The 14,828-nt window shown below is 40.7% G+C and carries 17 protein-coding genes and 1 tRNA gene; 10 read left to right on the forward strand and 8 right to left on the reverse strand.

The window, feature by feature from the left end:
- Nucleotides 1-98: 98 nt before the first annotated feature.
- From JT717_RS21045 to JT717_RS21055, 3 genes are all read right to left on the reverse strand, one after another.
- Nucleotides 99-749: a tetratricopeptide repeat protein gene (locus JT717_RS21045; protein ID WP_205513011.1), complete on the reverse strand. Its 651-nt coding sequence runs from the start codon at nt 747-749 to the stop codon at nt 99-101.
- 218 nt (nt 750-967) lie between these two features.
- Entirely contained in the window at nt 968-1,414 is a 447-nt protein-coding gene (locus tag JT717_RS21050) for a VOC family protein (protein ID WP_205513012.1), read from the reverse strand.
- A 104-nt stretch (nt 1,415-1,518) separates the two neighbouring features.
- Nucleotides 1,519-2,016: a DinB family protein gene (locus tag JT717_RS21055; RefSeq protein WP_205513013.1), complete on the reverse strand. Its 498-nt coding sequence runs from the start codon at nt 2,014-2,016 to the stop codon at nt 1,519-1,521.
- A gap of 243 nt (nt 2,017-2,259) precedes the next feature.
- On the opposite strand from JT717_RS21055, the gene JT717_RS21060 reads away from it, so the two are divergent.
- The 5 genes from JT717_RS21060 to JT717_RS21080 all read left to right on the forward strand — a co-directional run bounded on the left by JT717_RS21060 (nt 2,260) and on the right by JT717_RS21080 (nt 4,867).
- A tRNA-Arg gene (locus tag JT717_RS21060) sits at nt 2,260-2,331 on the forward strand.
- Nucleotides 2,332-2,608: 277 nt separating this feature from the next.
- On the forward strand, nt 2,609-3,862 hold the full coding sequence (locus JT717_RS21065; RefSeq protein WP_205513014.1) for a site-specific integrase: 1,254 nt from the start codon (nt 2,609-2,611) through the stop codon (nt 3,860-3,862).
- Between the two features lie 117 nt (nt 3,863-3,979).
- The gene (locus JT717_RS21070; protein WP_205513015.1) at nt 3,980-4,435 is read left to right on the forward strand and encodes a DUF6934 family protein; all 456 of its coding nucleotides are present in this window, start codon (nt 3,980-3,982) and stop codon (nt 4,433-4,435) included.
- Nucleotides 4,436-4,474: 39 nt separating this feature from the next.
- Nucleotides 4,475-4,639 carry a hypothetical protein gene (locus JT717_RS21075; RefSeq protein WP_205513016.1) on the forward strand — a complete coding sequence of 55 codons (165 nt, stop codon included), beginning with the start codon at nt 4,475-4,477 and terminating at the stop codon, nt 4,637-4,639.
- A gap of 63 nt (nt 4,640-4,702) precedes the next feature.
- Nucleotides 4,703-4,867, forward strand: a complete 165-nt coding sequence (locus JT717_RS21080; RefSeq protein ID WP_205513017.1) for a hypothetical protein — start codon at nt 4,703-4,705, stop codon at nt 4,865-4,867.
- A gap of 225 nt (nt 4,868-5,092) precedes the next feature.
- Here JT717_RS21080 and JT717_RS21085 read toward each other — a convergent pair whose 3' ends face one another.
- Complete coding sequence (locus tag JT717_RS21085) at nt 5,093-7,546, reverse strand: AAA family ATPase (protein WP_205513018.1); 2,454 nt, start codon at nt 7,544-7,546, stop codon at nt 5,093-5,095.
- A 418-nt stretch (nt 7,547-7,964) separates the two neighbouring features.
- Here JT717_RS21085 and JT717_RS21090 point away from each other — a divergent pair, with 418 nt between their 5' ends.
- The 4 genes from JT717_RS21090 to JT717_RS21105 all read left to right on the forward strand — a co-directional run bounded on the left by JT717_RS21090 (nt 7,965) and on the right by JT717_RS21105 (nt 11,189).
- Nucleotides 7,965-8,285, forward strand: a complete 321-nt coding sequence (locus tag JT717_RS21090) for a helix-turn-helix domain-containing protein (RefSeq protein ID WP_205513019.1) — start codon at nt 7,965-7,967, stop codon at nt 8,283-8,285.
- A gap of 1,092 nt (nt 8,286-9,377) precedes the next feature.
- Nucleotides 9,378-9,758, forward strand: a complete 381-nt coding sequence (locus tag JT717_RS21095; protein WP_205513020.1) for a plasmid mobilization protein — start codon at nt 9,378-9,380, stop codon at nt 9,756-9,758.
- Nucleotides 9,755-10,783, forward strand: coding sequence for a relaxase/mobilization nuclease domain-containing protein (locus JT717_RS21100; protein ID WP_205513021.1), 1,029 nt, complete (start codon nt 9,755-9,757; stop codon nt 10,781-10,783). The genes JT717_RS21095 and JT717_RS21100 overlap by 4 nt, the downstream gene beginning before the upstream one ends.
- Before the next feature lie 31 nt (nt 10,784-10,814).
- A complete protein-coding gene (locus JT717_RS21105) occupies nt 10,815-11,189 on the forward strand; it encodes a hypothetical protein (protein ID WP_205513022.1) in 375 nt (124 codons plus the stop codon).
- Between the two features lie 92 nt (nt 11,190-11,281).
- Here the strand turns inward: JT717_RS21105 and JT717_RS21110 are convergent, their stop codons facing one another.
- The 3 genes from JT717_RS21110 to JT717_RS21120 are packed head-to-tail and all read right to left on the reverse strand — an operon-like array spanning nt 11,282 to nt 13,171.
- Nucleotides 11,282-11,509: a hypothetical protein gene (locus JT717_RS21110; protein WP_205513023.1), complete on the reverse strand. Its 228-nt coding sequence runs from the start codon at nt 11,507-11,509 to the stop codon at nt 11,282-11,284.
- A gap of 17 nt (nt 11,510-11,526) precedes the next feature.
- On the reverse strand, nt 11,527-12,198 hold the full coding sequence (locus JT717_RS21115) for a LexA family transcriptional regulator (RefSeq protein ID WP_205513024.1): 672 nt from the start codon (nt 12,196-12,198) through the stop codon (nt 11,527-11,529).
- A gap of 1 nt (nt 12,199) precedes the next feature.
- Complete coding sequence (locus JT717_RS21120; protein WP_205513025.1) at nt 12,200-13,171, reverse strand: hypothetical protein; 972 nt, start codon at nt 13,169-13,171, stop codon at nt 12,200-12,202.
- A gap of 449 nt (nt 13,172-13,620) precedes the next feature.
- Here JT717_RS21120 and JT717_RS28890 point away from each other — a divergent pair, with 449 nt between their 5' ends.
- Nucleotides 13,621-13,788, forward strand: a complete 168-nt coding sequence (locus JT717_RS28890) for a helix-turn-helix domain-containing protein (protein WP_205513026.1) — start codon at nt 13,621-13,623, stop codon at nt 13,786-13,788.
- 9 nt (nt 13,789-13,797) lie between these two features.
- Here JT717_RS28890 and JT717_RS21130 read toward each other — a convergent pair whose 3' ends face one another.
- Nucleotides 13,798-14,727, reverse strand: a complete 930-nt coding sequence (locus JT717_RS21130; protein WP_205513027.1) for a hypothetical protein — start codon at nt 14,725-14,727, stop codon at nt 13,798-13,800.
- Nucleotides 14,728-14,828: the final 101 nt, after the last annotated feature.

A 14,828-nucleotide genomic window follows, 5' to 3' on the forward strand; every position in this document is an offset into this window, starting at 1 on the left:
ACAAACGATGCTGGTATTATAAAAGAAGAAGTCGGAGTTTTGAAGATTTTTGATCTTCTTAGCTCCGACTTCTTAATTCTTTGCTTCGCCCGAAGGGCTTAACCCGGCAGGCGGGGAATATGTTTTTCCAATTCTTTGATCTGTTTTACGATCTCGGGGGTGGTCGGCTTCAGGGCCTTGGCCTTGCGGAAGAATTCTTTGGCTGCGCGGAACTCCCGTTTGTTCATCATAATATTACACATTTGGAGGTAGGCGGCAGCTTCATTTTCTTTATCGGGCAGGCCTTCGCGGATAGCCTGGCGAATGTATTTTTCCGCTTGTTTGAAATCGTTCTTTTGTAAGGAGATCATGCCCATCTGCAACATGCTGGCCCCTTTCACTTCTTTCATGGGCGTGCCAAGATCGAGGCCTTTCTTCATGTTTTTTTCCGCGGTATCGAAATCCTGTTCCATCATGGCCAGCTGACCTTTGAAGGTAAAGAAGGCCGAGCGGATGGGTTTGTACAGGAGGTTGGGATATTTTATGGAATTGAGTACGCGTTTGGCGCCATCGAGGTCACCGGCTTCCATATGTTCCTGAATAAGGCGAAGGGGGCCGATGAAAAAGTGACCGGCGATAAGAATGAGGCCGATCAGGTAGGCTGGGAAAGCGGGCCAGAAACCGCTGTAGACATTGGCCAGTACGCCCACAACCAGCAGCGCCAGACCCAGGTACAGGCGGTAACGTATGAGCCATGTATAAAACTTCATAAACCTTTTGATTTTTTTAAGGATGGCAAAGATAGGCTGAAAAAACCAGTTTACCGGTTGCCGGTTGCCAGTTTCCGGTTACCAGTTGGCCGGTTACCGGTTTCCAGTTGCCGGTTACCGGTTACCAGTTGCCAGTCAGCAGTTTCAAGGTTTGCGGTTCCGCTTTTGGAACTTCAAAGTTGAAGCCCTGTAACCTGGAACCAGTAACTTGTAATAAATTATTTATCGTCGTTGATCTCTATCCAATAGCCATCTGGGTCGCGGAAGTAGATCTGTTTTACCCCATCTACCCGTTTGGTGACGGTGTTCTTCTCTCCTGCCCAGTTCTCATATTCCACATTATGTTTTTTAAGGTTGGCGATAAAATCGTTGATGGAGGGAACGCTGAAGCAGAGGTGGCTGTTTTTGTCGTGCGATGTTTTGGTGGCTGCACCGGAAATAATATGAAGGTGGCCGGGGGTGCCCAGGCTGAACCAGGTATGGCGCCCATCGTGAAACGGTTCGGGAATGGTATCGAGGCCGACGACCTGTTGGTAAAACTGAGTGCTTGATTTCAGATCAACGACGTAGATGGCGATATGGTTGATGCGGGGTTTGTTTTGGGCAAAACCTGACAGGCAGACAAATGACAGAACGAAGACCAGAATGCAGACTGCTTTTTTCATATGTATGTGTTTCCAACGGTAAGTTAGTAAAACAGCCTAAACCGGCGGAAAATAAAATTGCGCAGCCCTGGTGGAGCCGCGCAATTAAATTACATGTCATAATATTATGGGCGATCCCAGAAGGCGGGTGGTTCAATACCCAGGCTTCTTAAGTATACATAGCCCTGGCCGCGGTGGTGAATTTCATTGTCGATAGCATAGAAAAGAATAGAGATGCAGGTGCCAGGCCACTGACCAAAAGCTACCGTTTGCTCCTGCCAGCGTTCAGCTGGAATGGTGGGCCAGATCTTATTGATACCATCGGTGGCCTGGTCCCACAAGGCCAGCAATTCCTGTTTGGTGTTTACCTTTTCTGCATCCGCCCATTTTTCCCATTTTTCAGTGGCGATACCTTGCAGGCAGGGTAGGCCCATGCCCAGAAATTCATACACCAGTTCGGCGAAAGGGCGCATACCGCCAACGGAGTAAGTGAAAAGCTTGTCATCAGGGAAAGCCTCGATCATTCTGCGCGTGAGGGCGCGGTGGCCCTGCCAGTGTTTGAGCAATTGTTCCGGCGTAATAATACTGGCGCTAGCGGTTGGTGTTAATTCTTTGGTTGACATGATTATTATTTTTTAAGGATTTGCAATAAGTACAATGCAAACCTAGCCAGGGGCAGTGACAACAGTATGTCAGCAGGATTTCGTGGAGGAAAGATTTTTTTGAGTTTTCCGGCCCAAAGATCGGATTTACATGCTAATGATAGGATTTTCAGGCGATTTAGGCGCCTGGGTTTCGAGGAATATGGGTTTTCTTCTTATTTTTGCCATCCGCCAGAGTACGGCAGTGTTCGTTGCCGATGGTTTGGTCCCGTAGTTCAATGGATAGAATAGAAGTTTCCTAAACTTTTGATACAGGTTCGATTCCTGTCGGGACTACTTGAGATTGTAAAGACAGAAATGTCAGGATTTAAAAACCCGCATAGAATATTGATTTTATGCGGGTTTTTTGTTTTTGGTTGGCATAACCTGACAAATAGTTACCCGCCTATACAACCGCTTTTAGGTGAACACGAGGTGAGCAAGACTGAAATTCTATTTTTGTTCACCTCGAAGTTCTGAAACCCTTGCTGACACTGGGTTCCACCGAATTGAAGTAGTGATGTGGAGGACTTGAGCGAAGGAAACAATATTCGGTCAATTCAAAATGTGTGTTATGAACAAGGGAAATTTAAGCCTGTTTATCTGGTTCCGGCTTGTATCGAACCGGGGCAAAAATGGCAAGATGCCTATTTATTTACGATTCTCCATTAGTAAGAAAAGAGTAGAATTATCAACCAACCAGTTTGTTGATCCCAAGCTTTGGGATGCCGAAGGGCAATTTGTAAAAGGCAAAACGGAAGAAGCGCAAACCATCAACCGCCGCCTGGCGCTTATTAAAGGGGATCTGCACAAAAAGTACCTGCAACTGGAAGCGTTGGGCAAACCCATTACCGCGGAGATCTTAAAGAACCTGTACCTGGGAGTTGATGAAAACCGGAAGACGCTACAGGAGGCGATTGATATTTATTACGACCGGTTTGCTGAAAAGGTGGCCAGCGGGCAGAAATCGAAACACAGTCTGAAATGTGTACACACCACCCGTGAGAAGTTGAAGGTGTTCACAAAACAACAGTACAAAGTAACCGACCTGCCGCTGAAGGAAATAAAACCAGCCATTGCCGGCGACTTTGAACACTTCCTTGTAACTCATGAAAAAGGGTGCAACAACACAGCCATGAAGTACATCCGCATCCTGAAACGGGTACTAAAGTTTGCGGTTGACCAGGGCTGGTTAGAAACAAACCCGGTGGGCCGGTTTAAATGCACGTATGTAGAACCATCCCGCGAGCGGCTGACAATGGAAGAAGTAATGACCCTGTACCATAAGGAGTTTACAGTTGAGCGGTTGGCCGAGGTACGGGATGTATTTATCTTTAGTTGCTACACTGGCTTCGCCGACCAGGATGTGTACAACCTTACACCCGACAACATTGTAACCGGCATCGACGGTGAAAAATGGATAGCCACCGACCGCCGCAAAACCGGTACGCCCGAACGGGTACCGCTACTCCCTATTGCTTTGGAGATCGTCGAAAAATACAAAAACCACCTATGGTGCCGCAGCAAGAACCGCTTACTACCTGTAAACACCAACCAGTGTTACAATGGCTACCTGAAAGAAATAGCCGAGCTATGCGGAATCAAAAAGTACCTCACCACCCACATGGCACGCCACACATTTGCCACCACTATTCTACTGGAGCAGGATGTACCTATTGAAACCGTTAGCCAGCTGCTGGGCCATAGAAGCATACGCACTACACAGATATATGCTAAGGTTAGTCAAAAGAAAGTAAGCCAGAACATGAAGGTGTTGAAGGAGAAGTTGGCGGGGATGAAGGGTGAGGTGAAGGAGGGTAAGGGATAATTTAATTAAAGTTTGCGGTTTGTAATGCAGGCTCTTTTCCATTGAGGGAAGGGGCCTGTTTATGGCCGTATGCATTTGTAATCTCATACACTATTCCTTCACTTAATCATTGCCCGTATGAATCTTGATCATTATCAATTTAAAATAGCACCTGATTATCATGAGTATGAGTTTTATAGTGATGGCCCACGCGGTCGGATTAAAAAGATGGTGGCGTTTAGCCTGGTAAAATGGAAAGGGATATTATTTTATAATCTGGCATTTGGCGATTATATTGATGAGCTTAATAAACTGAATGACGATTCTGTTAGTAATAATGGAGACAGGCAAAAGGTTTTGGCTACTGTGGCCACCATTGTTATTGATTTTACTAATCATTTACCCAATGCTTTAATATTTGCTACAGGAAGTACGCCCGCCCGAACGCGGCTTTATCAAATGAATCTTAATCGGTTATTCGATGAAGTAAAATTGCTGTTTCAAATTTATGGTGTGAAATCAGATGGCATAATGGAGCTGTTTCGAACTAACGAAAATTACCAGAGCTTTTATGCCAGGCGTATTTTACACTAATTAATATTTTGTAACTTTAAATGCCTTAAATATATAAATATGTCAAAAGATAAGAAAACGATCAAGCCAGTATATAAACCCGGTATTATAAGCGATGATGTTAAGGATCTCAGTAATGACCCTTTTGTTTTAAAGAAAAATGAAATGGCTATAAAAATGGTTGAGCGGGTTGGTTTTCCAAAAGAGTTTTTGAAGAAGAAGTAAAAAATTAATAGAAAGACCTGCATTGACGTGCGGGTCTTTTTCATCCATAAAAGTGTTGATAGTATGGCAAAACAAAAGAAGCAGATAAAATCGGTTTATCTACGTGGTACAATAAGTGATGAGGTAGGCGATCATCGTAATGATCCTGTTGTTTTAAAGAAGGTGGAGGCTGCTAAAAAACGGCTTGAGCGTATGCAACTGCCAAAAGAGTTATTAAAGAAGAGATAATACTTAATCCTGCATGTAAAATGCAACCGTTTTAACGTTAGGTTAAACATTTTTTGAGTTACTCATTTTTACACCCTAATTCAATTATGTCAAAATACAAGGAAACTGTTAATCCAGTATATAGGCCAGGTTATAAGTGACGAAGTAAAAAAACTCAATAAGGACCCTTTGGGCCTTTTCTAAAACAATGGTGGAATGTTTAATAGTAATTTAAGGCGTGTTGACTTATCTTTTACTCGGTCGGTGGTTACCAAAATTTCTCTTGGATAAATAATTGCTATTGGAGGAAAACAAATTCGACAATAATTCTTGCCCTTTATACGATGGATGATTCGGGATTTGGCAATATAAAGAATCTTGTCGCATAAGATATTCGAGAAATCTATACAACATGGTTTGTCTTTGCTTGTAATTGTAATAGTTTGCAATAACCGTTTCATATAAGTTCTCATCTGTTATAGGTGTTACTTCCAGCATAGCATACATATATACATAGTCATTGCTTCCCCAAATGTAGTGTTCATGGCCTGCGGGTGTTAACTCAACACGTTTGGCAAAGTTAATATCCGTTATGGTGGGGTCATAAGAACTTATTAGTCGTTTGCCTAATAAATAGTTCAAATGATCAAATGTTATTGATCTTTCAATCCCCATCGCATTGAAATAGTCAAGAATTTGGTCAACATTTAACAAACTGTCCTCAGCTTTTTTGTCAGACTTTTTATCATTTAATACCTGTAGTATTCTTAGGGATAGAATTGGACTTGTGTTTACATTACCTGTTAAATAATAAACATTTTGGACAAAAGAGTGATGGTTTATTGGATAACTGGTATAATTTTTTTTAATTAATGCAGTTTTCACCCTTGTAGGTTTAATTAATAAATCCTCGGTACCGGTTGACGTGTAAGCTCGGAGAAATTCATCAATCGATAGATGCGGTGAAGAAATTAAGTCTTTAGATAAGTCTAGACAACGTCTTGTGTCATAATTCGCTAATGCGCCAATCCATCGGGCAATCTGTTTGTCGTGTAAAAAAATAAGTTGCAGATACCTGGCAAATCCTTCAAGATTTTTTAATTCTAGTTTAATACCCTTCTTTAGGAAATAGTGGCCTTTTGTACTTTTTTCCTTACTAATTTTTTTCTCAATATACTGAATACGTTTTTCAATTACTTTTTGTGGAGGAGGGGTTGGCAGAAATAATGCTTCATTCTCATAAGATTGAATCGCTCCTTGTTTTGAAAGTTGCCAACTTGTTTTGTCAGTTATTGGAACAATAACTAGGCAAACCTCCCTTTCATATATTGCACGAGCATATTGAAAAACTTTCTCTTGAATTTCAATGCTAAAATGGTCTGCATTATCAAAAATTATGCAAGGGATTTTCTTTCGTGATTTTACAATATCACCAATTAATCGCTTGATATATTCTGTTGGTCTTGTTTCCCTCCTATGTTCAATATGTCTTCCAAATTCAATTTTGAATTGCTCTTTATTTTGCTCATATAAGCCTTTCCAAGTTCCAAATCGTAATCGATCATACTCAAAGTAAAATATTCCTTGAATTTCATCATAACTGGGAAAGCCATTGTATAATGTTTTTTCACATTCCTCTAAAAGATTGTTATCGAGCCAATTTGTTATTTCTAATTCATTGCCTTTGTATTCGGCGAGACTAACCTTTATTACTATGCATTCTTCTTTAAGGTTACTAGACAAAACATGATTAAAAAATCTTTCAATGAATGTAGATTTGCCAGCACCTTTTCCGCCAATCAATATTACAAATTCATGTTTGTTTGTAACTTTTATTCTCTCAATAATTTCTTGAATTGCCTCACCTTCAACGGTTTCAATCGATTTAATTTTTGCAAGTAAATCTTCAGATATTCGCGTCAATTGAAATTCTGCAGCTTGGCTTTCCTTTGTTTCTACAAAACAATCAATTAAAAATTCAGCATCATCATCGCCGCTAAGTTTTGAAAAGAATGTTGTCATTACACGGTCAAAATCATTCGAATAACTGCCTGAATCGAAAATTTTTAATGACTCCTCTGTCTTTAAGGTCTTTGAAAATTCCTTCACCCGAATCTGTTGACCTTCCAACTCTTGAAATATCGCTCTAAACTGGTTCTTTGTTATACTTTTTGGAGATAGGAGCTCATAAAATAGTTTAAAATTCTTTTTGATGCCTTCTAGACTGCCGAAAACTATTCCCTTACCCTCTATTACTTTCTTTCCGTCTGCTAATCGGTTAGCCCTAAAAATAATCCATGTTTTTCCATTTGTGAGACACCCTAATTCTATGCTTTCTTGGGACGCATAATAGATTGTTTGATATAACCCCTTAGTAACAATTCCATCAGAAAACACTGGGCCATTTAATAGAAATCCTCGCCCTGAATATGCAGTGTCAATATTGAAATCTAAACCATCTTTTTTTGCTTCAATAACTAGCTTTCCTATTCCATTGATGGAGATTTTATAATCGATGAAGCCTGTGCCAGACGAAGGCTCAGTTTGGACTTGGTCATACTCATAGTTAAAAACTTCAAACATTATCCTATCGATTACTTTAACTCGAGTATCTTGTTCTGAAAATATACTCAAACCATAGGAGTTAATTTCATCTAAAATTTTTGTAAAAGCTAAATACGCTGCATCAATTGCTTCCATTGTAAAGCTATGTTAATTAGTATAGTATGTAATTAAATTGTCGCTGGGAATTTGATTTATTGGAATCGTCTAATAACTGGATATTTCTCCTGTTGGCATCACATATTGTTCGAGGGAGAAAAAACATGGTCGAAACAGGGTTGCGTCGTGTGTACGCATATGCATATAGTACAATGCTTCGCCCGCTCACTCACAGTGAGTGGGAATGGCAGTTGAGCAATATATCAAAAATGTTTTAGTTGGCGATATGAAAGTAAATTATTGCTGGAGGAAAGTTATGAGAGTAGTTCATTCAGCATAGTGATAATCCTTAAGTTTCAATGTTTTATCTTTCCAGGACGTCCCACCTCTTTTCATGCCTTCCCAACGCTTTACTTTGTACGGGTAAACCTATTTGTGAGAACGTAAACAGTGAAGTATGAGTGAGGTAAATGACAAAGCCCCTTTTCTGCTGATTCAGAAACCACAGGAGCTTATTAAATTGTTCGAGGGATTGATTGACCGTAAAATCCGCGAAATAGGTGTTCTGGCCGCACCGCCATCCGCCAGCGCAAACGGTGAATCTCCCTTCCTTTCCACTAAAGAAGTTCAGAAGATTTTCGGTGTCAGTCGGCAGACGATAAACGACTGGCGTAAGTCTAGATTGCTGCCATCCATTAAGATCAAATCCCGGCGGTATTTTATACGCGATCAGGTGCAGGCCCTGCAACAGAAATGGAAGTCGCCTGGTGATCAGTAATTCATCTAGAGCATGTACATTTTACGCGTATGGCTATGTGTTCCCTGCTTGTGATGATGCCCAAAAAACGACATGGTGCTGTAGCTGGTCGACCCAAACTATCGGTCCCAAAGCAGGCGATGCGGATTATTGTTGCTTGTTACCGGGCCGGGGTTAAAAAGATGCTTTTATTTATGGCGAACCGAAAGCTGTCGCTTGCGACGAAACTGGTGCCAGAGTAGATGGGGATCTTACAAAAAGTTGTACCCGTTTTACAGCCCATATGAGTACGCTTTATCACGCCGTTTCTACGGCTAACCGAAACAGATTTTCTTTTTCTTTTGGCCCCGCAAAAACTGGTCTTAAAAAATGAGTTGCAGCCTTCTAACTGGCACGCATTTCGGCTGGCCAAAAGAAAAAACAGAGCAGCAAAATTGTGATTGTTGGTGACCTTTTGATGACTTCAAAAATGTTTTCAACAGGCGGTAAAAAGGAATGCATTCAGGTAGAAATTGCGGGCCTTTTTTGCCGTATAATTAACTCCTGCTTGGTCCATAAAATCACATTTAAATCGGTTTCCAAAACAACTGATATGAGCAAGCTACGTAGGCAAAATTTCAACGGCCGTAGGGCTGTAAAAAGCAGCTTATTTAACGATGACGGCCAGCGTCAATAGCGTTGTTAAATGGTTGTTTTAGTTTCATAAGTTGATAGGCCAACCACCAAACGCGGAATTATTCACTGACAAATTTTCCGCGCCAAACTGATTTCTTTTTGGGAAAGTGTCGGTAAAAAGTGAAGAATCATCTACAACTACACCAGTATGTAATCATGGTGCCGCCACCGTAAAGCATGCCCGAAGGCTAGGAAATGAAATAAGGAGAAGTGCGTGAATCGACACCAGATCACATGAACATGATAAGCATTTAAATAAATGCCTTATCATAACAAACACAATCTAAAGCAAAGCCTTAGACCGGGAAGACTACTTTGAGATTTTAGTAGCTAGCTATGGTTTTGTCGGACCAAAACCTTTTTTCCCTCATCCGCCTACCGGCGGATTCTGGAACAGTCGACTGCAAATCATTTTTAAAATCAAAGTGAAGAAAGATCATGAGGCAAGAGAATCAAGTTATCAAAAACAAGGGCGGACGCCCAAAAAAGACCATTAAAAAGGATTGCAGGGTAAGCGTTAGGTGTTCTCTTATTCAGCGCAAAGCTATTCAGTCTAAAGCAAAATCAGTGAATTATTCTGTATCGGAATACCTTTTGAAAATGGGACTTACCGGTAAAATTGACAGGCGAGAAACTGTGTTGCCGAAGAAAGTTTTACAGTTTACCGGAACGCTGAATCACCTTGCTGCAAACCTCAATCAGATCGCCAAAAAGCGAAATGGAATTGAACCGTTAACCGCTTTTGACCGGGCCGATTTACTCGTTCAAAGTAGGTCTTTAAAACAGCTAACCGAATCAATTAAAAACTATCTGAAATGATCGGCAAAGTTGTTACCGGAAACTCCTTTTATCACTGTTTCAAATACTGCCTGGAAGATAAAATCAATTTGACCGAAGAACAGAAATTACACCTGTCGAAAAAGGACAATGTGCAACATAAAGACCGGGCTGAAGTACTGTTTTATAATAGCTGTTTTGGCAACGCAAATGAGCTGACCAGCCAGTTTAGTGAAGTAAGCAAATTAAGCCGCCGGGTAGAAAAACCGGTGCTACATTTTACACTGAGCCTGGCACATGGTGAAAGCCTTTCAAAGAATCAATTGATAGAAATGGCCCAGGCCTGTACGGAGGCATTTAAAGTAGATCAAAATCAGTTTGCGGTGGTGCTGCACAAAGATACCCGTGCCCAGCACATTCACATTGTTGCCAACCGGGTGGGCTATGATGGCAAAGTGGCCAGCAATAGTAACAGTTATTTGCGGATGGCTAATCTGTGCCGGAAATTGGAATTAAAGTATCACTTAAAGCAGGTGCTTAATCCGCGTGCTTTCTTATCAAAAGAACAGCGGATGATTCCCCGGCAAAATGCCCGGATGGATAAGTTGAAAGAGAGCATCCGGCAGGTTTTACAGCAGGTAAAAACATTGGAACAGTTTGAGCACAAAATGAAATCTCTGGGCTACCAGGTATTAAAGGGCCGGGGCATCGCTTTTATCGATGATAAAAAAGTGAAGTTCAAGGGCAGCGAAGTTGGGTATTCTCTAATGACTATTGAAAGAATACTGAGCCAGAAACAAACACAAAAACCGGTAATAGAAAACGAGATAGATGTATCCAGGCAGATGCTCAAAGAAAAGCGGTCAATTGATACCAGCTGGTCAGGAAATGGTGGTCAAAAATTCGTTGACAAGACACATGAAAAAGAAAAGGAAATCGCTACGCCCGGCACGGACAAAAATTACTTATTGGAAAAGCTTCTGAAATCTGAGCAGATGTATGAACCCGACCCATTTTTACCCAAAAAGAAAAGGAAGAAAAAGCAAAAGCCGCGGCAGGATCTGTAACACATTAGTTAATTCTACAAAATTATTATTTATGCATGAAGATAAGCTTGAAACAATGGAATTGGCCCTGAAAGAACAGGCTGAAGAACAGGCAAAGACCAATCAGCTACTACGGGATCAAACGGCAATGATACACCTGTTAAGAACCGAGGTAAGCACATTTTCTGAAAAACTCGATAATCAAAGAATAACGGTAAATACAGACACCTCGCCAATTCAGGAAATCATGAAGAGGGGAATTTCAAACATAAATTTTGTAGCTGAAAAGACACTGGATAAACAGCGTTCAAATATCTGGCACATATTTTTCCAGTCCGATGCCAAAAAATGGGCTGTTATATTGGTGGTTGCTATCACATTTCTCACCTATTTGTATTTGTTCTGTTCAAATTGGTTGCGAAGATAATTGCCGGATATATTTGATAATTTTTAAAGCCCCGGTGTAGACACATCGGGACTTTTGGTTATGGCTTTGATTAGTAGCATTGTTTAAACAGTTCACGAGTCTTTTTTGACTACATTATTAGTATTTGTTTCTAGAATTTCTTCATCCGGCAAACCGGTTATTTCCCGGATTACCTGCATAGCAACAGCTTTCGTCAAATTGTCGCTATTTTTTTGAATATACCGGGAAATCGTAAATTCAGTACAACCGAGCACATCCATTAGACGGCGGCGGGTGACTGGATTGTTTATGGCTTTAAGTACTTTTTGAGTAACTTTCATAATTGGATAGGTTATGATTAATACTTAATTATTGCTGCCCTTACTTTAAAAATGGCTTCAATCTGATCCAGGCTTATTTCAATTGGCGGATATTTTAGCTGGTCGGGATTATCTGCCACTAAGCACAAGCTGTTCTCGTCATCTGCTTTGTAAACACGCCTTACTATGCCATGCCAGTTAGTATCGATAATGTAATAATTTAAGCCCCAATGAAGATTTCTGTAATCTTTCAGACGGGAAATAACTATCCGGCAGCCATTAACATATGTAGGCTCCATGCTTTGGCCCACAACTTCCACCACCCCTTCTGCAGCACCAAGGAATGGTGCTGTAATTCTATCAACAATTAGTTGGGGTTCATCATCGGCGATAGCAATTGTACCGGCAGCCGCTTTACCATCCGTTTGAGGGGGCGCAGGTTTTCCGCTTTTTAAGGGAAGCTTAAGGGTTGCAGGCTTCTTATCTTCCTGGTCAAGTCTTTCAATTTCCAGCTTGTTTTCCGTCATGTCGATGTATGACTTTAGCTTGAAATACTCTGCAATGTTGCTGGGTCGGGTGCCTTTTTCCCATTTATATAACGTTTCTTTTGCAATACCAGTTGCGGCAGCAACCGCAGGCATTTTAATATTTGTTCTTAGTCTCAATTCCCGTAACCGGCTACCGATCATTATTATTTCACCTTGAATCATATCATGCCGTTATTGGATATATAAGTCGGTGGGCTGATCTTATTAGGCATAATACATTACGGTATGTATATAATGCCTGTAATTCGTTCATGTTATCTGGATAGGTGCCAGCAAAGCAAATCGCGGCTTCCAGCCAGTCATTTAATTCGCGGATACAGTAGTATAAAGGGAATTTGTCAAAGAAAGCAGTTACCACCTTCATTGGATTGGCAATCTGATCGTGAGTAAGCAGCTGGGGTTGATCATTTTCCCGGCTTTCGGACTTCATTACTGCATGGTTTCCCTGTTGAGTATAAATTATAAAAAGAGCTTCTATTAATACCAGTAGCTGATCCTGGAACGAAAGCAATTGCCCGCGTTGTTCCGCATCCTCGTAAACAGAACAGTCAGCCGATATTGCTACAGTTAGCCAATTCTTCATTTGATCACGGAGCAAATACAGGGGTTCAGTTTTGAACACCTCTACTATTACACCTATGGGGGTTTCATCTACATATTCAATAAGTTGCGCAGGCTTGCCGTAGGTTTCTCCAAAATCTACCGATTTAATATCTGTTATAATATTAATTGTATTGTTCTTGTTTATTATCGGAGACTGACTTTCTTTCGACCGATTAATTTTTGTAAGTCTTTTTTCTTTCTTTCTACGACGTTTTTGAATCTTGTTTTTTAGAATAAATGCAGCCTCTATTATCCCTTCTATTTTTTCATAGAAGTAAATGTGATTATTACGGTCAAGCGGTTCAATGGCTATGCTGCGCTGACTGGAAAGGACTTCCGTTAGCCATTCCCACAACGTTTGCCGGACTTCATTTAAATGGTAACATTCAAAAAAATCATCAAGAACCGGCAAAGGATCACGCTTTTGTTCCTGGGTGAGGCGGAGAGGCTGGTTGTACCACTGAGGATGTTTGTTATTAGTTTTACCCGAAAAGGCTATCCCGGGGCGGGACATGGTTAAAGGCTCATTCATGTGAAAGAATTTAAGGTTAATGAATTTGATTATGAGCCTAAAAGAAAGGAAGGTTCCGGGGCGGATTATAACGGGCCATGATAATTATTAATACAATAGGGCTGGAACCCGCCTGCCTTTTGTCACAGAGGCCCTGAGAAGCCTGCTACCTTTCGGTAGTGGACACAAAAGACATAAGCGAGCCCAACCCTATAGTAAATATAGGGCTTGGGCATTACACTTACGTTCTCGCGTCCGAAATTCTCAGGTTCCTGTGGCGAGAAGCTCATAAGTTAATACCTAATATGAATTACTGACTTGTCCAGTAATATCGTACTGTAAATATAGGGAAGTTTTTTTGAATGCGGACAGCTGTCCGCATGTTTTAGACGAAAATATTTTCTTTTTGTTTGATGGACAGGCTTAACGAACGGATATGCTTATACATTAATAAGAATTGGATCAAGGATATGACCAATAGAGCCTTTGCCATTGCTAACGATATCGACGAGAAAACAGTAAGAAGAATTAAAGAAATAAAAGAACAAGATTACTCCATATCTATTGAGACCCTTAAAAAGATCTGTTCGGCACAAGGAGTGAAATTATCTGACTTCTTTAAAATGATAGGTGAATAGCTATGTTGATTAATCCCAGCCGTTTTCCCTTTTAACTAATTCCAACTCCTTTATTTTTTTATCGGCAGCATTTACCAGAGGTCGAAATTCTGATATTCGTATTTTGTTTGATAAGCCGGTAATGTCCTTAATTAGCTGATTTAATTCTCCTTTTCCCTTATAGTAATATAAACCCTTATCCTTATAGTCTTTAATTTCTTCCTCCCAGCTGGATTTACTCTTGCCATTCAGGGCATGAAACAATTCTGCCATCACTGTAAACTTGTTGGATTTAGAGTAATCAATTGGTTTTATCTCCGCCTTCGCAAGAAGATCGAAAAGGATTAAAATTTGCTTTTTGGAAAGCACTCCGGCTTCCTTCCCAGTTAACTTATTTGTTGTGGAAAGAACGGTACCGTTATATTCAGTAAAGTAATGGCAAGTATTGTTGTATACTTTTTGTTCCAGGCGGTTTTGAATGAAGGTTATTTCCGGGATTACCTTATTGTCATAGCAATTTATCTGATCAATTGCGTTATGAAGTGCTTTTTCAAAATTGCACTCAGCGTTGGTTAGAAATTCCTGCAAGATGCCAAACTGCCCATAAATGAGTTGTTTGTTTAACTGTTCCACTGGTAAGGGATGGTACCGGTCACCCAGGGCGAAAATGTAATACAAAACAGCCGTTATGCTGGAAAGGGCATACTTTATTATGTGTAAGATGCGATAGTGTGTGATGTACGCCACTGGCAAAGAAAGCTGAGAATCACCCTGGCTTTTAGCTTTGAAGAGTTGGTAAAGCCTGTAGTGGCCTAATAATCGCTGCGAGATGTTTTGGTTATACCACCCTGACCATTCGAGAAACCGGCACCCGAGCGGGCTGGTTACACCATTCAATTTATCCTTCATCGTGTAATCACGGTCCTGTGATTTCACGGCATGCAACACACTTAAATCCATACTTCACGATTTTCTGATTGAATTTACGGAAACTTGTGTGAATATGCGTACTTGAGCTCAAAATTGTAAGGTTATTAATTATTGCTAATAGTTAAGATGCC

Origin of the sequence: Longitalea arenae (assembly GCF_016924755.1) — a bacterium.
Classification (GTDB): Bacteria; Bacteroidota; Bacteroidia; order Chitinophagales; family Chitinophagaceae; genus Niastella; species Niastella arenae.